Below are 22818 nucleotides of genomic sequence, written 5' to 3'. Positions count from 1 at the left end.
ATGTTCCGCATCGACCTACGGCGCCTCATCCTGTGGATCAGCTTGCTGTCGGTCATCCTGGTCCTGGCTGGCGGTCTGCATGCCAGCTACCTCGTGCAGCGCGACATGCTCCTGCGCAACGCGCTGGAGGTGAACCGCGTCTACGCGTCCAAGCTCGCCACCACCACCGACTCCTTCCTGAGCGATATCCGGCGCTACCTCTCCTACAGCGCCGACATGCTGGCCGACATGGAGGCCCATCCCGAGCTCATGAGCGCCGAAACGCGGCGCCAGGAGCAGCAGCTGGGCCACTTCAATTCCAGCTTCGTCGCTTCGCCGCAAGGCAAGGTGCTGGCGGTGTCGACGTCGTACCCGCAACTGCTGGGACAGCAACTGACCAGCGACGCCGTCGCCCACGCGCTGGCGACCAGGCAGCCGACCATCAGCGAACCCTTCCAGGCCCGCAACGGCCGCTGGCAGATCCTCTACACGCAGCCCATCTTTTCGCGCGACTACCGCTATCTGGGATTCATCGCCGGGTCGCTCTACCTGCACGAAGACAATGTGCTGGACCGCTTGCTGGACCGGCATTTCTACCGCGACGACTCCTTTCTTTACGTGGTCGACCGCAAGGGCACGCTGATCTACCACCCCGACCGCAGCCAGCTGGGAAAGACCGCGCCCGACAATGACACCTTCGCCTCCGCCCGGCGCGGCGAGACCGGCGAGATGCGCTACATCGACGATCAAGGCCGCGACATGCTGGCCGGCTACGCGCCCGTGCCCAGCACCGGCTGGTGCATCATTGCGCAACGGCCGGTCGCCAGCACCTTGCAGCCCCTGGGCGACCTGCTCATGGCCACCGCCCGCAACACCTTGCCGCTGCTACTGATCTCGGTGGCCTTGATCTGGCTGCTGTCGCGCTGGATCGCCCGGCCGCTGGGCGAGATGGCGGGCATCGCCAAGCGCATGCAGGACCCGGACTCGGCGGAGCGCATCCGCAACGTGCGCTCCTGGTACTTTGAAGCCGCGCAGCTCAAGCGCGCGCTGCTGATGGGGCTGGCCTCGATCCACAACAAGATCAGCGACCTGCGGCGCGAGACCACGACGGATACCCTGACCGGCCTGCTGAACCGGCGCGGCCTGGACGAAGCGCTGGCGCTCTTGCAGGCTGACGAGGCGCCCGTGGCGATTGTGGCCATCGACATCGACCATTTCAAGAGCATCAACGACCGCTATGGCCATGCCGCCGGCGACCGCGCCTTGCAGGTGCTGGCGACCATGATGCGCGAGGGATCGCGCAGCGGCGACACGCTGGCGCGCGCCGGCGGCGAAGAGTTCGTCATGCTGCTGCCGGGCGCCACCGAGACCGCGGCCATTGCCATTGCGGAGCGGCTGCGCAAGCGCCTGGCCGTGCACGACGCCCCCGCCCCCATCACCATTTCGGCGGGGGTGGCGCACTATCCCGAGCATGGGGCGACGCTCGCGGCGGTGTTCCAGCGCGCGGACCAGACGCTCTACTACGCCAAGAACCAGGGCCGGGACGCCGTCTGCGTCGCGGACGACGCCGCCAAGGACGGCTCGCGGCGCGTGTCCTCGGCCTGATCCGCTATTTCCCCTTGGCGGGGGCCGGCGCCTTGGGCGGCTTGCGCATCTGTTCCAGCAAGGGGCCGCAGGCGTTCTCGTCCGTGGTGCTGGGAGCAATCAGCGCCAGCAGGCCGGCCGCCGGCGTCAGCAGCACGCCCAGGGCAACCATGCCCGCGCCCCGCGCCGCCAGCGGCAGCACATGCACGCCCACGTCGGGCGAGCCGAAGGTGCCGCGCACGTACAGCGGCGAACGCAGCGAGAAGATGCGGAAGCCCTTGCTGTCGGGCGTGATGTCCATGTCCATCGTCTCGTTCTTGAAATCGGCCTTGCCGGTGATGCTGATCAGCGCGTTCTCGGTGTCGAACACGAACACGCGCGGCGTCATCACGCCGTTCTTCATCTCCAGGTCCGCCGCGCCGCAATTGATCTTCACCTCGTCGTCGCCGAACAGCTTCGAGACGACGTAGTTGCCGACGTTGAGCCCCGCGATCTCCATCAGGCTGCGGCTGATCACGCCATCGTTGACCAGCATCTTGACATCGCCCGTGGCCGACCCCAGCAACGCGGCCACCGAGTTGCCCGTGCCGCTCACCGCCAGGTCTCCGTTCAGCTCGCCCAGCGTCTTCTGCATGGCTTCGGTCGCCGGGAACAGCTGCTTGAGCCGCAGGCGGCGCGCATGCATCTCGACGCGGCCGGTGAGCGGCCCGCCCGAGCCGTCCAGGCGCGCCGTGGCGTTCATGGCGCCGCCCGCCATGCCAAAGCGGACCGGGTCGAGCGTCAGCTTTCCGTCTTGCAGCACCACATGCACGGACAAGTCGGACAAGGGCAGCTTGCTGTCGTGAACGATGCGCGCGGCGTCCAGGGCGACGTCGGCGTCCATGTCGCGCCACCGGTCGGTGCGGAAGGCCTGCGTGGGCAGCACCTTGCCGCCCTTGGGCTTGGCGGGCGCATCCTTGGCCTTGTCCGCGGCGGCCGGGGCGCCGCCCGACGGCACGCCGATCAGCGGCCCCAGGTCGGCCATGCGCAACAGCTTGGACGACAACTTGCCGGTCAGCTTGGGACGGGGCGAGCCCAGCGCGAAAGCGATGTCGCCATGCAGATCGCTGTTGCCGACCTTGCCGTTAAAGCCCTTGTAGTCGAACACCGCGCCGCCCGGATTCTGCAGCTTGGCCACCAGATGGCCGTCCGTGGAGTACGGCGGCGTATCCGGCAGGGTGACGCCGGTCAGCGGATACAGCTGGGCCATCGATGCGCCGGACAGTTTCAGCCGCAGGTCCAGCGCGCCCAGGTTTACCGGGTCGGTCAGGGTGCCCGCGACCGACGCCTTGGTGCCGCCGATGGCGACGTCGGCCTGGACCGGAAACGGTTGGCTGGCATCCTGCAGGGCCAGCATGCCCCCGACCTTGCCCTCGCCCTTGGTGGCCAGGCCCTTGTACTTGCCGTCCACTTTCCAGCCGAACACATAGTCGCGTGGCCGAGGCGCCGAGCCGTCTTCCGCCGCGAAGGCGGCCCCGGCCACGTCCGCGAACGGGACGGGCTTGCCCAAGGGATCCACCAGCACGGTCAGGTCAGCCTTGAGGATCTCGTCGACCAGCCCCACGCGGCCCTTGTCGAAGCCGATCTCATTGATGTCCAGCACCCAGGGCGAAGGCTCGCCGGATTCGGGCAGCGTGAAGACCCAGTTGGCCCGGCCGTCGGCCAGCCGCTCCAGGTCCGCGGCGGGCTCGGTCAATTGGATGCGGCGGATGACGACGCGCTGGCGCAGCAGCGGCAGGGGAGCCAGGCTGAACTCGCCGCGCTTGAGGGTGGCGAACTGGGGCGCCTTGGCCCATGGCGTGTTGGCCACCGAAATGTCGTTGGCGATCACGCGCGGCCATGGCACCCAGGCGCGCCAGCCGCCTTCGTCGGGTTCGCGCTCCCATTTCACGCTCAGGTCGCCATTGATGGCAAAGGGACGCCCGATGGCGGCGCTGGCCCGTTCGTTGATCATGGGCTTGGCGCGGTTCCAGTCGAAAGTGGCGATGGCCACCACCAGCACCACTGCCAGGAGGACAATGCCCCCTACAATCCCGATCGCTATTTTTCTTGTTCGCGTCATGGTTACTATCCTTGGCGTTGCAGCCGGCCTCGGTTGCCGGTCATTGTTACCGCCCAAGGGTATCGCGGCCCACCGCGCCGGTTAGGCGAGCCGGCCTCATAATGTGTGCGGATCTTTCCGCGCATGGCTGGCCGGGCGGCGTTGTGCGGCACACGCACCCAGGGTCCGCGCAGCACGAAGCGTGCCTGGGCCCGATCCGGGTCGTTACAAAACGAAATGGCTCAGGGCGACCGGAGATGACGGAAAGGCCTGCATTCGCCGAATATTCCACGCCGGCAAGGCTCCAATGCCTGAATGATTACCTCCGCCCCCCACCGGGCCGGATAGCAGAACAACCTGGAGGCCCGATGCGGCATTCAACCTTGATTTTCGTGGCGGCGGCGTTTGCGCTGCTGACGCTCAGCCGCCTGGCCTTCGCCGCGTGGCAGTGGCAGCGCGTGCGCAATGCCGGCGGCCTGTTCCCCCTGCTGCTGGGAGGGCTGCGCATCGACGCGCACCAGATCGCCGTGCTGGCGGCGCTGCCTGCCGTGCTGTCGCCCCTGCTGGGCCACTTCCCCGCCGCCGCCGCGGTGACAGCGGTCTGGTATCTGCTTGCCTTCATCCTGCTGGCCTTCCTGGAAGTCGCCACCCCGCCCTTCATCCTGGAATACGACAGCCGACCCAACCGGCTGTTCGTCGAATACCTGAAGCATCCCCGCGAAGTCTCCAGCATGCTCTGGCGCGGCTACAAGGCAGCGCTCGTGGGCGGGCTGGGCGCGCTGGCGCTGATCGGCTGGACCGCTTTCGAACTGCTGGGCCACGCGCGGCCCGATGCCCAACTGAGCTGGTGGCAGATGCCGCTCGCCAGCGTGGCGATCCTGGCCGTGGTCATCCTGGCCATCCGCGGCACCTTGGGCCACCGCCCCATCAACCCGTCCTCGGTCGCCTATTGCTCGGACGGCATGCTCAATACGCTGGCGCTGAACTCGCTCTACAACGTGTTCTACGCCATCTACAGCATGAAGAACGAAAAGTCGGCGTCGGCGGTGTACGGCGGCATGGACGACGACAAGATGCACGAGCTGGTGCTGGCGCAGTCCGGCCTGCCCAATCCCCCCGCCAACCCCGACTACCCCAGCCTGCACCGCCAGCCCGCCACGCGCAAGACGCCGCGTCCGCTAAACCTGGTGATCATCCTGGAAGAAAGCCTGGGCGCGCAGTACTGCGCCGGGCTGGGCGGCGCCGACCTGACGCCGGAGCTGGACGCCCTGGCGCGCGAAGCCTGGACCTTCACGCGCGCGTACGCCACCGGCACCCGCTCGGTGCGCGGCCTGGAAGCCGTGGTCACCGGCTTTTTGCCCACCCCCGCGCAAGCGGTGCTGAAGCTGCCCCGCTCGCAGCGCGGCTTCTTCTCGCTGGCCGACCTGCTGGGCCGCCATGGCTACCATTCGCGCTTCATCTACGGCGGCGAGTCGCACTTCGACAACATGAAGGGCTTCTTCCTGGGCAACGGCTTCCGGCAGATCATCGACCGCGCCGACTTCGTGGACCCCGCATTCGTCGGCACCTGGGGCGCCTCGGACGAGGACATGTTCACCCAGCTGGACCGTGTGCTGCGCGAAGACGGCGACCAGCCCACCTTCACGCTGGCCTTCAGCGTGTCGAACCATTCGCCCTGGGAGTACCCGGCGGGCCGCATCCAGACCGACGGCAACCCCGCCACCGTGGAAAACACCGTGCGCTACGCGGACTGGGCCCTGGGCCGGTTCTTTGAACGGGCCAAGGCCTCGCCCTATTGGGAGAACACGGTCTTCCTGGTGGCGGCCGACCACGACTCCCGCGTATTCGGCGCCAGCCTGGTGCCGGTGCGCCACTTCCATATCCCCGCCGTGATCCTGGGTGCGGGCATCCCGGCGCGGCGCGACGACCGCCTGATCAGCCAGATCGACCTGCCGCCGACCTTGCTGTCGCTGATCGGCGTGGACACCGAGCACCCGATGATCGGCCACGACCTGACCCGCAGCACGCCCGGCCGGGCCATCATGCAGTACGACAACACCTACGGATACCTGAAGGAAAACGACCTGCTGGTGATGGCGCCCAACAAGACGCCGGTGCAGTACCGCTACACGGCGCCGGAAGACTACGCGCCCGTGCCGCTCGACGCGGGCCTTGCGGCCGAGGCGCTGGCCCATGCGCTGTGGCCCAGCTGGGCCTACCGCGAAGGCCGGTATTGCCTGCCGGGGCAGGCGCCCGTGCAGACGGCCGAAGACAAGCCGGCAAGCTGAGCTACGCGGCCGGGGGCCGCCTGAACGCCTTGCGCTTTTTTTCGCTGAGGGCGTGGCAATGGCAGCCCGGACTGTGGTCGTTCACCATGCCCACCGCCTGCATGAAGGCATGGACCGTGGTGGGCCCGACGAACTTCCAGCCCAGCTTCTTGAGCGCCTTGGACAAGGCTATGGACTGCTCGGAGGTCGAGGCGCCATGGGCGACCGGCGCCCCCGGAGGCGCCTCGAAACGCCAGAGATACGCCGCCAGCGACCCTTCCCGCTCGATCATTTCCAGCGCGCGGGCGGCGTTGTTGATCATGGCCTCGATCTTGCCGCGGTGGCGCACGATGCCCGCATCGGCCAACAGCGCCAGCACTTCCTTTTCGCCGTAGCCGGCCAGCCGGGCCGGCTCGAAGTTGGCAAAGCCGCGGCGGAAGGCCTCGCGCTTGGCCAGGATGGTGCGCCAGCTCAGGCCCGACTGGAAGCCTTCCAGGCAGAGCTGTTCGAACAGCGCGCGGTCGTCTCCTTCGGGGCAGCCCCATTCGGTGTCGTGGTAGGCGATGTATTCGGCGGACGTATCCACCCAGCCGCAGCGGGCAAGGCCATCGGGAAAATCGGTTCTGGCAGTCAAGGAAGGCGCTCCTGGCGGCTATCGGGCTACCGATGCTACTCCAGCAACGTCCCTGAAAAAAGTCGTAGCAGCCGCGATTCAAATCCAGCTACTATTCCCAGCCTTGATCCCGCGCCGGCCCTCCCCGAGCGCGCCCCCGGATCGGACTTCCGCCCCATGTCCCTGCTAGAGACTTCCCTCCTCTCGTTCGTATCGCCCGCCGTGCTGGCCGGCGACGACCCGGCCGCCAATCCCTGCCTGGACTGCGGGGCATGCTGCTCGCACTTCCGGGTGTCGTTCTACTGCGGAGAGCTGGCCGGCGAAAACGGCGGCGTGGTGCCCCCGGAACTCGTCACCCAGATGAGCCCGCTGCGCGCCTGCATGAAGGGCACGGAAATGGGCGGCGGCCGCTGCATCTCGCTGCGCGGAGAACTGGGCAAGCCCGGCATCCACTGCGCCATCTACGAGAACCGCCCCACTCCCTGCCGCGAGTTCGATATCTGGATGCCCGACGGTTCCCCCAATCCCGACTGCCAGCGCCTGCGCCTGGGATTGGGCCTGCCCGCCGTGCCGCCCCGGCCCGACGCCGAAAACGACCCGCAAGGCCCCTTTCTGCCGGACCAGCCCGCCGCGGCCTGACGGCTCCCGCCGCCATGCGGCGCGGCCCGGCGCTATCCGCGGCCCGCGAGGTAGCGGGTGGGCGTCATGCCGAAGGCCGTGCGGAAGCTGCCGATGAATGCGCTGGTGCTTTCGTAGCCAACCGACAGCGCCGCTTCGGTCACTGAGCCGCCGCGGCTGAGCATTTCCAGCGCCCGCAGCAAGCGGGCCTGCTGGCGCCATTGCCCCAGGGTCACGCCGGTTTCCTGGCGAAACCGGCGCATCAGGGTGCGCGACGACATATTCAGCCGCTGCGCCCATTCATCGATGCCCGCGGTGTCGTCCGGCGTGCCCAGCAGCGTGTTGGCCAGATCCTGCAAGCGCGGATCGGCGGGCATGGGCAGCAGCAGGGGCGCATGTTCGCGCTGCCTGATCTCTTCCAGCAAGACCTCGAACAGCTGCGCCTGGTAGGCCGGCGGCATTTCATCCTGCGCGCCCGACGTAAAGCGTTCGATCAGCGCTTCGATCAGCTTGGAAGACGGCCAGGACCGGCAATGGGCCGGCAAGCGCTCGCACACGTCGCGACGCACGTACAGGAACGACCCGCGCGCCTCGCCGAACCAGCGCGCCCCGTGCTGCACGCCGGGCGGAATCCAGCCCAGGCTGCCCGGCAGCACCGTCCAGACCTCGGCGCCCGCCTGCACCAGCACCAGCCCTTCGTGAACCAGCACCAGCATGCCCTCGTCATGAACATGCGAGGGCACGGCAATGCCTTTGGATTCGCGGCGCCCGCGTACGCTGAACGGGGTCAGCAGAACGTCGGGCAGCGCGGGTGCGACGGCCACGTGAAGCATGGTTGGCAGGTTTGAGCTACAGGTTGACGGGTTCCCGTTAGCGGGTCCAGTTGAAAATGTACATCATTCTCATCAATCGGGCATCAGCCCCCCGAATGGAGAACCACATGGACCACACACGGCTGCGCGATGCCGGCATCAAGGCCACTTTCCCGCGCTTGAAGATTCTGGACATCTTTTATCAGCATGCCGACCAGCACATGAGCGCGGCGGACATCTACCGAAACCTCATTTCGGACCGCAGCAACATCGGCCTGGCCACGGTTTATCGCGTGATCACGCAACTTGAGCACGCCGGACTGCTCAAACGTACACAGCTCGACTCGCACACCACCGTGTTCGAGCTCAACGACAAGGGGCACCACGACCACCTGGTCTGCACGCGTTGCGGGCAGATCCAGGAATCCAGCGATCCCGCCATGGCGCAACTGGTCAGGAAAATCGCCAGGCGCTGCGGCTTCGAACTGGATTCCTACAGCCTGGTGCTCTACGGCGGCTGCGGCTGCACCAAGGACGCGCCCGCCATTCCCCACGGAGAATTCGAATGAACCGCGACCAGTTTTTCTTCCACGACCTGTCCCAATTCCCCATCGTTACCTCCCGGCACGGCGGCGCGCCGCAAGGCTATTCGGCCAGCTGGATCCGGGAGATGGAAATGCTGCTGGACAATCCCCAGACCTTCGTCATGGTGGTGCCCGACATGCAGCAGGAAGCCGGCCATGAGGACCGCAAGGCCATGATCGAATGGCAGACGGCCAACATGCCGCGCCTGAAGGCGCGCTGCCGGGCGTTCATCGCCGTGGAGCGGGACACGCAGGCGCTGGACAAGATACGCAAGCGCGGCGAAAAGATGGCCCGCGCCTTCGGCATGCCCTTCCTGGCGGTCGCCACGACCGGCGAGGCCGTGCAGTGCGCCCGTGAACTGCTCGGACAGGCCGGGCCTGGCGGCTTCAACGTGGACTAGCAGTCCTCGGCCATGGCCCGTCCCGGGCGCATGATCCCGCGTCCGATTTAAGAGTTGGCCCGCCGCGCCGTTGTTCATGACAGGCGCGGCGATCCCCGCGGCGCCTTCCGCCAACCCTGAATACGCCCCCGGACGCATGAACCACGCCCTCGCCTGCCTGTTTTGCCAATCGACGCTTGCGCAGGGCGCGGCGCTGCTTGAAAAGAATGGCGCGGCCATCTGCAAGACCTGCGTGGACCAATTCTCCGCCCTGTTCTCCGAACGGGCCTGGGTCATGGCGGCGACCGCCCAGGAACAGCTCGACGTGCTGCTGGACGAAAGCAGGCGGGCCCTGGAGCAGAGCGAAACCCTGGCCGAACGCGCCCGCTGCTGCGGCCTGAGCCTGAACGAGCTGTCGGCGGCGCTCCCGGCGCGCACCCTGTCCTGATCGGGGTCCGCTTCAGAACGAGCCGAGCGCGCCGCCCAGTGCGATGACGGCGGCCAGCCCGATGATGGGCCCGACGATGCCCACCACGACTATGTTCATATAGCCTTCCCGATGCGTCGAGCCGCAAACGGCCAGGAGCGTCACCACGGCGCCGTTGTGCGGCAGGCTGTCCAGCGTGCCCGCGCCGATTACCGACACGCGATGCATCAGCGCCGGATCGATCCCCAGGGTCTGCGCCAGTTCCATGTAGGTGCTGGCCAGCGACTGCAAGGCGATGGTCAACCCGCCCGACGCCGAACCGGTCAGGGCCGCCAGCACGTTGGTGGCCACGGCCAGCGACACCAGCGGCCCGCCCTCGATGGACAGCACCCAGTCGCGCACCAGCGCAAAAGAGGGAAGCGACGCGACCACCGCCCCAAAGCCGACCAGGCTCGCGACGCTCAGCAAAGGCAAGGCGGATGCGTTCACGCCGGCGTCCATGGTGTCGCGCAGCGACGGCAGGCGCCGGTAGTTCAGCGCCACCAGCACCGCGATGGCCGCGAGCAGCGCGGTAATCACCGACCAGACGCCGCCGACGGCCGCCAGGCTCGTGCCGCCCCATCGCGCCTCGGCCAGCCATGCAGTATCCATGCGCGGCAGGACGACCAGCGTCATGAGCAGGTTCACGAGTATCACGACCGCCAGGGGAATGCCCGCCACCAGCGTCGACGGCGTGTCCTCGCTGCGCTGGCCGTGATGGATCTCGGCGGGGTCGAACTCGCGCGACACGGTTGCGCGCTCGCGGACCACCACGTCCTCGGAGACGTCGGCCTCCATGCCGCCGGGCGCGACATAGCCCTCGCCCGCGCGCCGCGCCGATGCTTCGGCCCGCGTCAGCCACCACAGGCCAAACGACAGCATGATGGCGCTGGCGATGATTCCCAGGCCCGGCGCGGCAAACGGCGTGGTCGAAAAGAACGGCATGGGAATGGCGTTCTGGACGGCGGGCGTGCCGGGCAAGGCGGTCATCGTGAACGTGGAAGTGCCAAGCAGGATGGCCGCCGGCATCAGGCGCACCGGAATGCCGGCCGCCTTGAACAGGGCGTGCGCCATGGGCGCCAGCACGAAGAAGGCGACGAACAGGCTGACGCCGCCGTAGGTCACGATGCCCCCCGCCAGCACCACCGCCAGGATGGCGCGCTTGGCCCCGAGCTTGCGCGTCATGACGTTGGCGATCGCCGTCACGGAGCCGCTGTCGGCCATGAGCTTGCCGAACAAGGCGCCCAGCAGGAACAAGGGGAAGAACTGCGCGACAAACCCCGCCGCGCCGCCCATGAAGGTCTGGGTCCAGTGCGCCAGCAGCGGCTCGCCCGCCGCGGCGGCAGTCACCATGGCCGCCGCGGGCGCCAGCAACAAGATGCTCCAGCCGCGATAAGCGAGCCAGATCAGCAGGACCAGCGCAAGCAGGATTCCAAACAGGCCCATGATGTCAAACCTCTCCCAGCATTTCGTCGATGTCGAGGGTCGAGCGCTTGCCCAGGTCCTGGCCATGCGCCGCAAGAAAGCTGTCCGCCGCCTTCCTGCCTTCGTCCCGCAGCATGCACAGGAACGGCCATTCGGCGTTGAGCTTGGACGAGTAGCCCAGCTCCACCATCATGTCCGACGACACCCGGTGTATGCGCATGTCCGCCCACATCGCGCCTTCGCCATTGCCCGGGTCGGCCACCTGGCGCAGCAGCGCGATCATGCGCAGCTCCTTGAGCAGCGGCGCATTGAATGTCACTTCGTTCAGGCGGTTCAGGATCTCGCGCGCGCTGCTGGGTATGCCGGGACGCTCGACCGGATTGATCTGCACCAGGATGGTGTCGCGCGATTTGCATTCGCGCACCAGCGGCGTGATGGTCGGATTGCCGCTGTAGCCGCCATCCCAATACGGGTCCCCGTCGATCATCACGGCGCGGAACATCGTGGGCAGGCAGGCCGAGGCCAGCAGCACGTCGGCGGTCACCTCGGCATTCTTGAACACCCGGCCGCGGCCCGTGCGCGCGTTGGTCGCCGTGATGAACAAATGGATGGGGGTCTTGGCGAGCTCATCGAAATCGATGGCTTCTTTGAGAATGTCGGAGAGCGGATTGAAGCCCGATGCGTGCAGGTCATAGGGCGAGAACACGCGCGAGGCCAGATCGAAGGCGACAAACAGCGGCGAGTTGTCCAGCGACCAGGAGCCCATCAGCACGTCGAAGGGGCTGCGGCGAAACGGGCTGAAGGCGGCCGCCTGCGATACGCGGCGCCAGAAATCCTCCAGCGCGGCGCGCGCGCCATCGGCGCCCCCGCGCGCATGGCCCAGCACCAGCACGGCGGCGTTCATCGCGCCGGCGGATGTGCCCGAGATGCCGTCTATGCCCAGCCAGGGCTCTTCCAGCAGCCGGTCCAGCACGCCCCAGGTGAAAGCGCCATGAGCGCCTCCGCCTTGCAGGGCAAGATCGATCAACAGGGGATCGCGGGAGGTCGCTGATGCTTTGGATCGGGCCACTATGGAACTCCTTGCTGGGGTGCAGGGACGCGCTGGCGATCGTAGAAGACTGCGATATGAACGATGTTGCAGTGCACATATCGTGTGATCGTTATACGCGATGCCCCGGGAAAACGAAAGTGCTTCCCATCTCTACGACTAAAGCCCGATGCGCCTGCACCGGGCCGCTGCTACTGTCCGCATCGAGCCGGTCAGCGGTTGGGGCCACGGTGCTCCGCCGCATGGCAATGCGGCGGGAGCCGTCCGTCCGCTGACGCTCAGCCGACGCCGACGCGGCTCCTTTCGTCAGCAAGCAGCAGGAGATCGATATGAAAAAGACGTCCACTAAGAAGGATGACGCCAGGAGCCAGATCCGGCCCTTGAGCGCCGAAGAAATCAACGCCGTCAGCGGCGGCGCCAACGCGAAAAAGCCGCAGGCTGCGCTCCCGCAATCGAGCCGCGGCAGTTCCAGGCCTGTAACGAAGTCGCATTTCTTCGCCTGATCCGGCCGTAGGCGGCATGGCATTCATGCCTGCCGCAGCTTGTGCCGGTACCGGCAACAAGGCTTGACCCGCGGCGGCGCGCCCGCCGCGGCTTTTTCCCTTTTTCCCGGGGCTGCGATGCTTGCGCCCCGAACCTCATGCAGGTCCTGACGCCGTGCCGCTCTATCGCAAACAGGCGCTTGCCGCGCAACGTTCCGTCGGTCTGGGCGATATCGTCCTGATCCGGCCGGTGTCGTTCGCGCTGGTCACGGCGGTGCTGGCCGGCTTCGTGCTGGCCGTCTGCCTGTTCCTGGCGTTCGGCACGTACACCAAGCGCGCAACCGTCAGCGGCCAGCTGGCGCCGGATACCGGGCTGCTCAAGCTCTATGTGCCGCAAGCCGGCATCGTGCTCGAACGCCCTGTGCGGGAAGGCCAGCACGTCAGCGCGGGCGATGTGCTTTACGTGGTGTCCGGCGACCAGCAAAGCGCCTTGGGCGACACGCAGGAAGCCATCAGCGCGCAGATACGGCAGCGCCAGGAAAGCTTGCGCCAGGCGCGCCAGAAGACCCTGCTGCTGCAGCAAGGCGAACACGACGCCCAGGCGGCCGCCATCGCCGGCCTGAAGGCCCAGCTGGCGGCGATGGACAGCCAGATCGCCGGCCAGCGCAGCCGGATCAGGCTGGCCGAAGACAGCGCCCAGCGGTATCGGAGCCTGATGGAGAAAGGCTATCTTTCGCCCGAGGAAACCGACCAGAAGCGTTCGGAACTATTGGACCAGCGAAATCAGCTGCAGTCGCTGCTGCGCGACCGCATCGGCATCGCGATGGACCTGTCCGGCCGCCAGGCCTCGTTCGCCGAGCTGGCGCTGCGCCAGCAGAACCTGCTGGCGCAAGTGGACCGGGACCTGGCCGGCGTGGCGGTCGAGCTGACGCAAAGCGAAGCCAGGCGCCGGATCGTGCTGACCGCCCCCCGGGCGGGCGTGGTCACCGCCGTGACCGCCGACGTGGGACAGGCCGTGGACACCCGCCGGCCGCTTGCCGCCATCGTGCCGGCGGACGCGAAGCTGCTCGCCGAATTGCTGGCGCCCAGCCGCGCGGTGGGGTTCGTCGCGCCCGGCGACCGCGTGCTGATCCGCCTTGCGGCCTATCCCTATCAGACCTTCGGGCAGCAGGCCGGCGTGGTCCAGACCGTGACGCGAGGCGCCCTGCCCGAATGGCAATTGAACGACGCCGCCGCGGGCGCAAGCGGCCAGGAAGCGATGTACCGGATCACGGTGTCGCTGGACGCGCCCGCGCGCGGGCCGCAGGGACAGGAGCTGGCGCTGCGGCCCGGCATGCGGCTGGAGGCGGATCTGCTTCAGCAGACGCGCCCCTTGTATCAATGGGCGTTTGATCCCGCCTACCGCCTGTCGGGAAAACTATGAGCATGCTTGAACGCCTGACGCTGGGGGTAAAGCGGCGCGTACCCCGGCTCCTGCAGACCGAGGCGGCCGAATGCGGCCTGGCCTGCGTGGGCATGATCGCGGGGTTTCACGGCCACCACCAGAGCCTTGCGGCCTTGCGCGGGCGCTTTCCCGTGTCGCTGAAGGGAGCAACGCTGGCCACGCTGATCCATGTGGCCAGCCAGCTGGGCCTGGCGTCGCGGCCCGTCAAGGTCAGCCTGGGGGCCTTGAGCCATCTGAAGCTGCCCTGCATCCTGCATTGGGAGTTCAACCACTTCGTGGTGCTGACCTCGATCAACGCGCGCTCGGCCACCCTGATCGATCCGGCCTCCGGCACGCGCAAATGCTCCATCAGCGAGCTGTCCGCGTCGTTCACCGGCGTCGCGCTGGAACTATGGCCCACCCCGGACTTCCAGGAGGCCAACGAGAACAAGCCCGTGCGGCTGCGCGAACTGACGGGGCGCGTCTCGGGCCTGGGCGGCGCGTTCTCGCAGGTGCTGCTGCTGGCGCTGGCGCTTGAGATCCTGACCGTGGTCCAGCCGTTCTTCCTGCAGTGGGTCGTGGACCATGTGCTGAACACCGGCGACCGGGATCTGCTGACGACCCTGGCGCTGGCCTTCGGCCTGCTGATGGCGATGAAGCAGCTGACCTCGGTGGCGCGCAGCTGGATGCTGCTGGTCATGGGCACCACGCTGAACCTGCAATGGCGCACGAATGTGTTCACGCATCTGCTGCGCCTGCCCGTCGGCTATTTTGAAAAGCGCCATCTGGGCGACGTGGTGTCGCGCTTCGGCGCCATCGATGCGATCCAGCGCACCGTGACGACATCGTTTCTGGAGGCGGTGCTCGATGGCCTGGTCATGCTGATCACGCTGGTGCTGATGTTCCTGTACAGCCCGCCGCTGGCATGGATCGCCCTGGGCGCCATGGCGCTGTACGGGCTGGCCCGCTGGACCGGCTACGCGCCGCTGCGCCATGCGACCGAGGACCACATCGTGCACGCGGCCAAGGAGCAATCGCATTTCCTGGAAACCGTGCGCGGCGTCAAGGCGATCAAGCTGTTCCAGCATCAGACCGACCGGCGTTCCAGATGGCTGTCGCTGCTGGTGAACGAGATCAATGCGGACCTGCGCGTGCGGAAGTGGGAACTCTTCTTCCGCACGTTCAACGGCCTGCTGTTCGGCCTGTCGTCGATCGCGATTCTCTGGCTGGGGGCAAGGCTGGTGCTGGACGGCCAGTTCACGGTAGGCGCGCTGCTGGCGTTCATCGTCTACAAGACCTTGTTCGACCAGCGCGTGGCGGCCCTGCTGGACAAGCTGGTGGAAGTGAAGATGCTGAGGCTGCAGGGCGAACGCCTGGCCGATATCGTGCGCGAGCCGCCGGAGTCCGTCGACGAGACGCCGCGCGCGCAAGGCGCGCACACGCATCCGCCGGCCATAGAGGTCCGCAACCTGCGCTTCCGGTACAACCCGCAAGAGCCCTATGTGCTGGACGATGTCAGCTTCCGGATCGAACCGGGCGAATCGGTGGCGATCACGGGGCCATCGGGCGGCGGCAAGACGACCTTGATCAACATCCTGCTTGGCATCCTCCCGCCCACCGATGGCGAAGTGCTGATCGACGGCGTGCCGGTGCGCGGAGCAGGAGCGGCGTCCTTGCGCCGGATCGCCGGCACCGTACTGCAGGACGACGTGCTGTTCGCCGGATCCATCGGCGAGAACATCAGTTTCTTCGATCCGCAATATGATGCCGACCGCGCCAGCCGCTGCGCCGGGATCGCCGCGGTCCACGACGACATCTGCGCCATGCCCATGGGCTACAACACGCTGGTGGGCGACATGGGCACGGTGCTTTCCGGCGGCCAGAAGCAGCGGGTGCTGCTGGCGCGCGCGCTGTACAAGCAGCCGGCCATCCTGTTCCTGGACGAGGCGACCAGCCATCTGGACATCGCGCGGGAACGGGTGGTCAATACGGCGATCGCCAGGCTCGACATGACGCGGGTGATCGTGGCGCACCGCCCGGACACGATCGCGGCGGCCGGCCGGGAAATATCCCTGGCGGCGGGTAAAGTGGCCCGCGACAGCGGGCAGGCTAGACAGGCTTCCCGAACACGCCGCCGCGCCGAGCCACTAGCGTCGCCTGCGTACGATTGAGCACGCCCAATGTGCCCAGGATGGCCGACACGTGCGTCTTGACGGTCTTTTCCGTCATGTTCAGCTGTTCCGAGATTTCCTTGTTGCGCAGTCCGTCGCACATCAGGCGCAAGACCTCGCTCTGGCGCGGCGTCAGCGCGCGCAGCAAGGCGGCCTCATCCTGCGCGCCTGCGGGCAGCGTGGCCACGGGCGCGCCGGGATGGGGCAAAGCGTCGTTGACGGCTTCTAGCGCGGCGGCAAGCTCCTGGCAGCTGGCGGACTTGTTCAGGAAGCCCTGCGCGCCGGCGTCCATGGCGCGGCGCCTGTCCTCGGGGTCCTGCGAGGCGGACAGCACCAGGATGCGCAGCTGCGCCCGGCGCTGGCGCAAGCGCTTGAGCAGGTCCGCCCCGGACATGTCGGGCAGGTAGAAATCCATGATGACGTTCTGGATCGCCATGTGGCGGTCAAGCACCTCAAGCGCCTCCTGGCCGCTGGCGGCCGGATGAATCGTCAGGCCGGGCGCCGCGTAGTCCAGCGCCATCGCCAGCGCTTCGCGGAACATGGCGTGGTCGTCGATCAATAGCACTGCCGTCATTCGGCGTCTCCGGTGGATGGGTTGGCGCGCCTGGCGTGCAGCAGGGCCGTCACGTGCTCGCGCAGGGCCTGGACCTGCACCGGCTTGTGCAGCAGCGGGACGCCGCGGGCGGCGGCCTCGGCCAGCCGCGCCGGATCGGTGTCGCCGCTGACCAGCAAGGCGGGCAGGTCCGGGTCGTTGTATTCCTCTCGCAGCCTTTCGATCACGTGGATGCCGGTTTCGTGCTCGCGCAGCCGGTAATCGCTGACGATCAGCGAGGGGCGCTCGGCCAGCGGAAGCACGCGCTCGAACAACGCGTTGCCGCTGGTGGCGGCGATGACGCGGCAGCCCCAGCTTTCGAACAGCATGGACAGGCCCGCCAGATTCTGCGCGTCGTCGTCCACCAGCAGCGCCAGCGTACCGCGCAAGTCCTCGCCGGATGCGGGCGCCGGGGGCAATGTCGGGTCCGCCCCGGTCGCGGACAGGCTGGGCCCGGCGGAATCGGAGAACGGCGCCGTCAACATGAAGACGGTGCCGCGGCCGACTTCCGAGCGCAGCGCAAGTTCGTGCCCGAGCAGCCGGGCGGTGCGGCGCACGATGGCCAGGCCCAGGCCCAGCCCCTTGCCGCGGTCGCGCTCGGGATTGCCCAGTTGATGGAATTCCCAGAAGACCCGCTCTTGCTCTGGCTGCGGGATGCCGGGGCCGTTGTCCCAGACCTCGATGCGCAAGCGGTCCGCGACGCGCCGGCAGCCGATCAGGACGCGGCCGCCGGCGGTGTGCATGATGGCATTGCTGATCAGGTTGCGAAGGATGCGTTCCAGCAGCACGGGATCCGACCGCACGCTGGCCGCGCACGGACGCACGCGCAGCCGTATCCCCTTCTCGCCGGCTTGCGGGGCGTACTCGGCCCGCAGCTGGTCCAGCAGCGGCCTTATCCGGAACGTCTCGACACGCGGTTCGATGACGCCGGCATCCAGCCGCGACAGGTTCAGCAGCGCGTCGAACAGATGGCCCATCGCGGAAATCGCGCTGGCGATGTTGTCCACAAGATAGCGTCCATGCCGGGACAAGGGCTCATTCGTCAGCAGGCCCAGGAACAGGTTCACGGCATGCACGGGCTGGCGCAGGTCGTGGCTGGCAGCCGCCAGGAAGCGGGACTTCTCCAGGTCGCTGCGCTCGGCCGCGGTCTTTTCCTGGCGCACCTGGTCCAGCAGCGCCAGGTTTTCATAGCCCAGCCGCAAGGCGTCCAGGTGGGTGCGGTTCATGCGGTGAATGAAGGCCAGCGTCGCGACCAGGTACGCGAGCCCGCCCGTCACCAGCGCCAGGTGGATGGCGGAAGGCTGCGCCGCCAGCGCGATGAACATCGGCGCGAAGGCCGGCACCTCGAACGCGTACATCACCGGCAGCATCATGTAGTTCGAGTAGATGGCGCCCGTGCCCAGCCCGAACAGGATGACGATGAAGAACAGCTGGTATTCCAGGGGGACGAAGAACGTCCAGTAGGCGAAAGGCAGTCCCCACAGGATGCCCGAGCACAGGTTGCCGAGCAGCATGCGGCGCACCCAGCGCCGGGCCGCCGACGGATCGGCCCGGCTGCGGTCGTACGCGACCATGGCGGCCAGCCGCAGCCCGCCTGTGGCCAGCGTGGCGGTGATCCACAGCAGGATTTCCTGCCGGGGAAGCACGTCAAGCAGCGCGAACGCGGAAAAGCAGGCTGTGATCAGCGATCCGGCCAGCGCGAACGGGAAGCTGCGGCGCAGCGCGTCGACCTGCACCTGGCCGATGCGGGCCGCGTAGGACGGGCCTGGCGGCATGGAGGAAGAGGACGGACCGATAGGAGGCTGCCCCCGCTTACTTGCCGCGCCTGGCGCCGGGATTGGCCACGACCTGCGCCTGCTGCGCCTGCAGGGCGTCGATCTGGCGCTGCAGGTCGCGCAGCTGCTGACGCACGTCGTTTTGCTGGTCGGCGAGCGCGGTGGTTTCCTGGCGAGATTGCTCCTGGCGTGCCGCCACCTGCTGGTCCTGCTGCAAACGCAAGCTGCGGTCGGCCTGCAAGGTGCTGAGTTCGACGTTGCGGCTGGCCAGCAGCCTTTCGGTAAGCGCGTATTCCGCCTGCAGCTTGATCCGCTTGATTTCCACGTCGGCCAGGTCGGCGGATTGCGCGGCGAAAGCGCGGTACGTCGTTTCGGCCTGCTTGTCCGAGGTGGTCTTCAGGACCCGCCAGAAATCCTTTTGCTGGAACAAGGCAACGTAATACGTCAGGTCGTCCGGCTTGAACAGCAGGCTGGCGCCGTAGCTGCTGTTGTAGGTGGTGCGCAATTCCGACACCTGGCGGCCCTGGATCAATCCCTGCAATTCAGACACGGTGGACGAGGACCGCGCGGCAACCGCGGGCGAGATCTCGGGCTGCGCGATCGGCACAGCGGCCGCCTGGGTGCCCTCGACCTGTTTGACCGTGGCCCGGGGCGCTTCGGATGGCGCCATGGCGCAAGCGGCCAGGCCCGACAAGACCATACCCGACAGCGCAATGCGAGCAGCCGCAGGGACAAAATGGACGTTCATGCCTTCCCCAAAAATTCGTTGCGAAACTATAGCAACTATTACTGAGCGACGAGTTTCGTTTACATTCTCTTAAGTATGGCTTTCGCCTCTGCGAGAATTTGTTAATGCGCGGCACTCCGCCCTTTCAGCCGCCCCAGAAACACGGGCAGGGTTATCTTGCCTGGACCGCATGCAATCAGCAGCAGCAAATACGAAGACCAGAACAAGCGCTCCTGCAACGTGCCGATATTCGAAAGATTCCAGAGCCACGGACAAAGAAACAGCGCGGCGCAATGAGCCGCGAACAGCACAACGCTTGCCAGTTCGGGAGCCACGGCCAGAAGCAGGAAGATCGAAAACACCAGGTTCATGATCGTGAGCAGTCCCGTGGCCAGCGTTGACAACACGGACGCAAACACACCCTGTTGCTGCTGCTGGAATATATCGGCGGCGCTTGGCCAACCCGCCGGCGAATTGAACTCCAGCGCGATGAACTGGAAAGCCAGATAGGCGCGCAACAGCAAACCCGCAACGTGCGGCCACGCTTCGCGCGCGTCGCGCAGCAGTTCAAGGTTGAGAATCCCTTGGGGCGAAAAGCGCCTGGAACCGAGGTGTGGCGAACTGCGGCTGCTGGTATCTTGAACAGGCATAAAATCCGGAATCAAAGCCGATGGCGCGGCCGGTCGCGCCTGCAGCCGTGCCGATTCTCGGGACGACCGGACGCAGCCGTGCATGGCAAATCGCATTGCCGGACGCCAAAGGAAAAGTAAAAAAAATGTTTCGTGTCAGTCGGGCCGGTCGGACGCCATCAGGCTCATCGCGGATACGTCTTGCTCGCGCTCCCAGATCTCGGTCAGCAGCCGACGCCGCTTGGGCGATGCGAGCAGGAAATCATTCATCTGGGAAATGAACTTTCCCTGCCCTCTTTCGTTCAGGTGGGCGAACTTCAGTAAGGCGCGGTGAATCGCACCATTGTCATGCTTGTTCACAAGTGTCCCCAGCAGAAACTTTTGCGCGCGTAAGCCAGATCGCGACAAACCAGAATCAGGTCCGTTCGGAGCTTTCCGCGCGACGCGGCGGCTGAATTGATTCTTCACGGTGTTCCATACTGTGACCCAGTGTAAGGATGTGGTCTAAGCGTGACAATAGGACAAGTATCAAAAAGCATCGGTGTTACATATGCCGAACCGCAGGGTCATCCGGAACCCTCCGGCTCCTGCTGGCGGCTGGCAACGGCAAGCCCGGTTTCATAGGCAAAACGAAAAAGATCGGCATCCCTTTCTATGCTCAGTTTTCGCATTGCGCTGGTTTTCTGCGAGCTGACGGTTTGCTTGGTCCGGTTCAGTTGCTGCGCAATTTCATTGATCGAGATGCCCGAGACGTAAAGACGGACAACTTCCGTTTCACGCCGGGACAACTTTGGATTTCCGGCCTTTGCGGTGGAACTACTGTTGTCGGCGAGCTGATTTGCCGAGCGCAGCCTGGGGGACAGGTACGGCGCGCCCGCATAAACCGCGTGAATCGCGGAAATAAGATGCCCGATGTCGTCCACCTTGTTCAACACCGAATACACCCCGATCTTGTTCATTTCCTTGATGATGCCGAGATTGTCGATGGTGGTGAAGACAATGATCCGCAAGTCGGGGTACCGCCGGCGCAAGAAGGAAAGCATGCTCATGCCGTCGCCGAATTCGCCTCCGGGCATGACATAGTCGGTGATGAGGATGTCGCACGGCAAGCGCGACAGCTGGTCAACGATCTCGGTTGAATTCCGGGCCGTACCCACGACGTGCAGCGTGTGTATACCGGCCAGTTCATGCTTGACGCCAGCAATCAGCGTGGGATGGTCATCGGCGATGATCAAGTTTATTTTCATGTCGTGTCGGTACTGTCTGTGCTGATGGCGCTCATCCGCCGTTCTCCTGTAGCCATGTTCCCAGGCGGCCCGCCCGGTTGTATCCGCGCAAGATCGCCAGGTAGCCGTCATAGCGGCTGTTGACTTCATTCACGCGATTATTGTGGTGATCGCTTTCCGCGATCAGCACATCCAGCAGCGTTCTTCTTCCCAAGTGGTACCACTGTTCAAAGAAGGCCTTGCGCACGCGATCGGTTTCCGCGGTCAAGGACCGGTAAAGGTCCGCGCGGGCAAGGAATGTCCTGGCGTTTTCGTCCGCCGTGCGGATCTCGTACTCGAGATCCATGGTTTGCTGCGCTTTGCGCTGCCGTTCCGCCACGGCGCGCAGCGAAGCCGCGCTCTGCGCGGCGCGCATCGAACCGCCGCGAAACAGCGGCCAGCTGATAGTCACCATGGTTTGCCAGGACTGTTCGCGTCCCAGCGAATCCTTGGCGGTCGATTTGTTGACGACCCAGTCCAGCTGCGGCTTCTGCCCGGCCTTCAGCGCTTGCGCATTCAGTTCCGCGGCCTCGGCGGCGGCTTCGGCTTGCAGCAGGCTGGGATGTTCGCGTACCGCGACCAATAGCGCGTCCATGTTGGCAGGGACCATCGCCCAGTCGCGGTTGTCCGGCAGGTCGACGGCCTTTTCACCAATCAATTTGCGAAGCTGGATCTCGATATCGCGCATTCTTGCCGCGGCCGCGTCCCGGCTGGCTTCGGCCTCGAGCAGGCGGGCGCGAGCCTGGGTGAGCTCGCTGGCGCGACCCCGGTCGATCATCACGATCTCGTTCAGCATGTTCATCAGCGTGCTCATGCGGTCCACGTACTGCTGGCTGATCCTGACGATGCGGACGTTCTTTTCCCGCTCCGCAATATTGCTGGAGACGTCGAACGCCAGCGACTCCAGGTCCGCCAGGTATTTCTTGCTCGCCGCGGTGGCCAGCTGCCCCCGGCTCTCGATGACCTTGCTGACTCGCCCCCAATCGAAGACGTTGGTCGTCATGTTCAGCGAAACGCCCTGGCGCGAAGCGTAGGTGTCGGACCCTCCCCCCAGCGTGGCGGCGCGCGAGTTGGCGCCCAGGTCGATCTGGGGCCAGCGCTGGCCCTTGGCCTCGCTCACGTCCTCTTCGGCGGCGGCCCATTCCGCCTGGGCCTGCTGCAGCAGCGGGCTGCGCATCACGGCTTGCTGCAAGGCTTGCGAAATCGCGTTGCGAATCTGCGGCTCCGGCACGGCGCCTGCGGACGCCTGGCCGTCCACATCCCGTTCTTCGGCAAGCCACTGTGAAAAATGCCCGCCTCGCGTCGGCGCATTGTTCGTGGGCACACCCGGGTCGGCCTCGGCCGCCGCGGCCGCCGCATTCAAGAAAGACGACTCAGGGTTCGAGGCCGTCCGGGATTGCCCGGCGGTGGCTGACGCGGCTGATGCTTGCACGCCCTCTTCGACCGCAACCGGGATGCCGGGCGGGGATTCGGGGGCTTCGGGGGCTTCGGGCGGCCAGCCAGCTATCTGAAGATCAGTGCCGGAGGGCTGGACGAACTCGGCGCGAGAAACAGGAAGATGCCAGGTCTTGACGCTTTCGCCGCGAGGTTCGGCAGGAGGCGAAACCCGTGCAGGCCGCTCCGGCGGCGCGGAAGGGAGCGGTTCCGGGCGCGGTTCCAGAAGGATAGTCGGAACTGGCGCGTGGCTTGGCTTCGGCATCGACACGACGTCGGCGCGCGCTGGCGCCGCCTCAAGCTGGATGGTGACGGCGGCCGGCGCTTCCCGCACCGGCGCCGGCAATGGCAGGGCTGCGGGTGGCGGCGTAACGGCGGGCACCGGCAACGGCGCGGCGGCAGGTGCAGGCAACGGCGCGGCGGGCGCAGGCAACGGCGCGGTGGACGCGGGCTGCGGCATGGCG

The 22818-nt window shown here is 66.5% G+C and carries 21 protein-coding genes; 9 read left to right on the top strand and 12 right to left on the bottom strand.

Annotation, left to right across the window (positions count from 1 at the left end; genetic code table 11):
- Window positions 1-1584, top strand: a complete 1584-nt coding sequence (locus tag ACFWP0_RS23215; protein ID WP_377846067.1) for a sensor domain-containing diguanylate cyclase — start codon at window positions 1-3, stop codon at window positions 1582-1584.
- Window positions 1585-1588: 4 nt separating this feature from the next.
- On the opposite strand, the gene ACFWP0_RS23210 is transcribed toward ACFWP0_RS23215, so the two are convergent.
- Window positions 1589-3664, bottom strand: coding sequence for an AsmA family protein (locus tag ACFWP0_RS23210; protein ID WP_377846065.1), 2076 nt, complete (start codon window positions 3662-3664; stop codon window positions 1589-1591).
- A gap of 347 nt (window positions 3665-4011) precedes the next feature.
- Here ACFWP0_RS23210 and ACFWP0_RS23205 point away from each other — a divergent pair, with 347 nt between their 5' ends.
- Entirely contained in the window at window positions 4012-5931 is a 1920-nt protein-coding gene (locus ACFWP0_RS23205) for an LTA synthase family protein (protein ID WP_377846063.1), read from the top strand.
- A 1-nt stretch (window position 5932) separates the two neighbouring features.
- On the opposite strand, the gene ACFWP0_RS23200 is transcribed toward ACFWP0_RS23205, so the two are convergent.
- On the bottom strand, window positions 5933-6544 hold the full coding sequence (locus ACFWP0_RS23200; protein WP_377846061.1) for a DNA-3-methyladenine glycosylase I: 612 nt from the start codon (window positions 6542-6544) through the stop codon (window positions 5933-5935).
- A gap of 156 nt (window positions 6545-6700) precedes the next feature.
- Here ACFWP0_RS23200 and ACFWP0_RS23195 point away from each other — a divergent pair, with 156 nt between their 5' ends.
- A complete protein-coding gene (locus ACFWP0_RS23195; RefSeq protein WP_377846059.1) occupies window positions 6701-7162 on the top strand; it encodes a YkgJ family cysteine cluster protein in 462 nt (153 codons plus the stop codon).
- A gap of 32 nt (window positions 7163-7194) precedes the next feature.
- Here ACFWP0_RS23195 and ACFWP0_RS23190 read toward each other — a convergent pair whose 3' ends face one another.
- Window positions 7195-7974, bottom strand: coding sequence for a helix-turn-helix domain-containing protein (locus ACFWP0_RS23190; protein ID WP_377846057.1), 780 nt, complete (start codon window positions 7972-7974; stop codon window positions 7195-7197).
- Between the two features lie 107 nt (window positions 7975-8081).
- On the opposite strand from ACFWP0_RS23190, the gene ACFWP0_RS23185 reads away from it, so the two are divergent.
- The 3 genes from ACFWP0_RS23185 (at window position 8082) to ACFWP0_RS23175 (ending at window position 9365) form a co-directional block, all read left to right on the top strand.
- The gene (locus tag ACFWP0_RS23185; RefSeq protein WP_377846055.1) at window positions 8082-8522 is read left to right on the top strand and encodes a Fur family transcriptional regulator; all 441 of its coding nucleotides are present in this window, start codon (window positions 8082-8084) and stop codon (window positions 8520-8522) included.
- The gene (locus tag ACFWP0_RS23180; protein ID WP_377846053.1) at window positions 8519-8938 is read left to right on the top strand and encodes a hypothetical protein; all 420 of its coding nucleotides are present in this window, start codon (window positions 8519-8521) and stop codon (window positions 8936-8938) included. Before ACFWP0_RS23185 ends, ACFWP0_RS23180 begins: the two co-directional genes overlap by 4 nt.
- 136 nt (window positions 8939-9074) lie before the next feature.
- The gene (locus ACFWP0_RS23175; protein ID WP_377846052.1) at window positions 9075-9365 is read left to right on the top strand and encodes an MSHA biogenesis protein MshH; all 291 of its coding nucleotides are present in this window, start codon (window positions 9075-9077) and stop codon (window positions 9363-9365) included.
- Between the two features lie 12 nt (window positions 9366-9377).
- Here the strand turns inward: ACFWP0_RS23175 and ACFWP0_RS23170 are convergent, their stop codons facing one another.
- Together ACFWP0_RS23170 and ACFWP0_RS23165 are read right to left on the bottom strand one after the other, a co-directional pair.
- Window positions 9378-10829, bottom strand: a complete 1452-nt coding sequence (locus ACFWP0_RS23170) for a GntP family permease (RefSeq protein ID WP_377846050.1) — start codon at window positions 10827-10829, stop codon at window positions 9378-9380.
- A gap of 4 nt (window positions 10830-10833) precedes the next feature.
- A complete protein-coding gene (locus ACFWP0_RS23165) occupies window positions 10834-11877 on the bottom strand; it encodes a patatin-like phospholipase family protein (RefSeq protein WP_377846048.1) in 1044 nt (347 codons plus the stop codon).
- Between the two features lie 308 nt (window positions 11878-12185).
- Here ACFWP0_RS23165 and ACFWP0_RS23160 point away from each other — a divergent pair, with 308 nt between their 5' ends.
- The 3 genes from ACFWP0_RS23160 to ACFWP0_RS23150 all read left to right on the top strand — a co-directional run bounded on the left by ACFWP0_RS23160 (window position 12186) and on the right by ACFWP0_RS23150 (window position 15932).
- Window positions 12186-12359: a hypothetical protein gene (locus ACFWP0_RS23160; protein WP_377846046.1), complete on the top strand. Its 174-nt coding sequence runs from the start codon at window positions 12186-12188 to the stop codon at window positions 12357-12359.
- A 154-nt stretch (window positions 12360-12513) separates the two neighbouring features.
- Window positions 12514-13761 (top strand): HlyD family secretion protein, encoded by a 1248-nt coding sequence (locus tag ACFWP0_RS23155; RefSeq protein ID WP_377846044.1) that lies wholly within the window; start codon window positions 12514-12516, stop codon window positions 13759-13761.
- Window positions 13758-15932, top strand: coding sequence for a peptidase domain-containing ABC transporter (locus ACFWP0_RS23150; protein WP_377846042.1), 2175 nt, complete (start codon window positions 13758-13760; stop codon window positions 15930-15932). Before ACFWP0_RS23155 ends, ACFWP0_RS23150 begins: the two co-directional genes overlap by 4 nt.
- Here ACFWP0_RS23150 and ACFWP0_RS23145 read toward each other — a convergent pair.
- The 7 genes from ACFWP0_RS23145 to ACFWP0_RS23115 all read right to left on the bottom strand — a co-directional run bounded on the left by ACFWP0_RS23145 (window position 15871) and on the right by ACFWP0_RS23115 (window position 22814).
- Window positions 15871-16506, bottom strand: a complete 636-nt coding sequence (locus tag ACFWP0_RS23145; RefSeq protein WP_377846040.1) for a response regulator — start codon at window positions 16504-16506, stop codon at window positions 15871-15873. The two genes, ACFWP0_RS23150 and ACFWP0_RS23145, sit on opposite strands and share 62 nt — an antisense overlap.
- Window positions 16503-18299 carry a hybrid sensor histidine kinase/response regulator gene (locus tag ACFWP0_RS23140; RefSeq protein WP_377846039.1) on the bottom strand — a complete coding sequence of 599 codons (1797 nt, stop codon included), beginning with the start codon at window positions 18297-18299 and terminating at the stop codon, window positions 16503-16505. The genes ACFWP0_RS23145 and ACFWP0_RS23140 overlap by 4 nt, the downstream gene beginning before the upstream one ends.
- A gap of 37 nt (window positions 18300-18336) precedes the next feature.
- Window positions 18337-19047 (bottom strand): DUF2968 domain-containing protein, encoded by a 711-nt coding sequence (locus ACFWP0_RS23135; protein WP_377846037.1) that lies wholly within the window; start codon window positions 19045-19047, stop codon window positions 18337-18339.
- 101 nt (window positions 19048-19148) lie between these two features.
- Window positions 19149-19772, bottom strand: coding sequence for a hypothetical protein (locus tag ACFWP0_RS23130; protein WP_377846035.1), 624 nt, complete (start codon window positions 19770-19772; stop codon window positions 19149-19151).
- A 39-nt stretch (window positions 19773-19811) separates the two neighbouring features.
- Entirely contained in the window at window positions 19812-20123 is a 312-nt protein-coding gene (locus ACFWP0_RS23125; RefSeq protein ID WP_377846033.1) for a hypothetical protein, read from the bottom strand.
- Window positions 20124-20221: 98 nt separating this feature from the next.
- Window positions 20222-20902 (bottom strand): response regulator, encoded by a 681-nt coding sequence (locus tag ACFWP0_RS23120; RefSeq protein ID WP_377846032.1) that lies wholly within the window; start codon window positions 20900-20902, stop codon window positions 20222-20224.
- A 31-nt stretch (window positions 20903-20933) separates the two neighbouring features.
- A complete protein-coding gene (locus ACFWP0_RS23115; RefSeq protein ID WP_377846030.1) occupies window positions 20934-22814 on the bottom strand; it encodes a TolC family protein in 1881 nt (626 codons plus the stop codon).
- Between the last annotated feature and the right edge of the window lie 4 nt (window positions 22815-22818).

The organism is Achromobacter sp. NPDC058515, from assembly GCF_042721735.1.
Classification (GTDB): domain Bacteria; phylum Pseudomonadota; class Gammaproteobacteria; order Burkholderiales; family Burkholderiaceae_B; genus Achromobacter.
The sequence above is the reverse complement of the archived record's forward strand: the minus strand, read 5'-3'. Positions and strand labels throughout refer to the sequence as shown.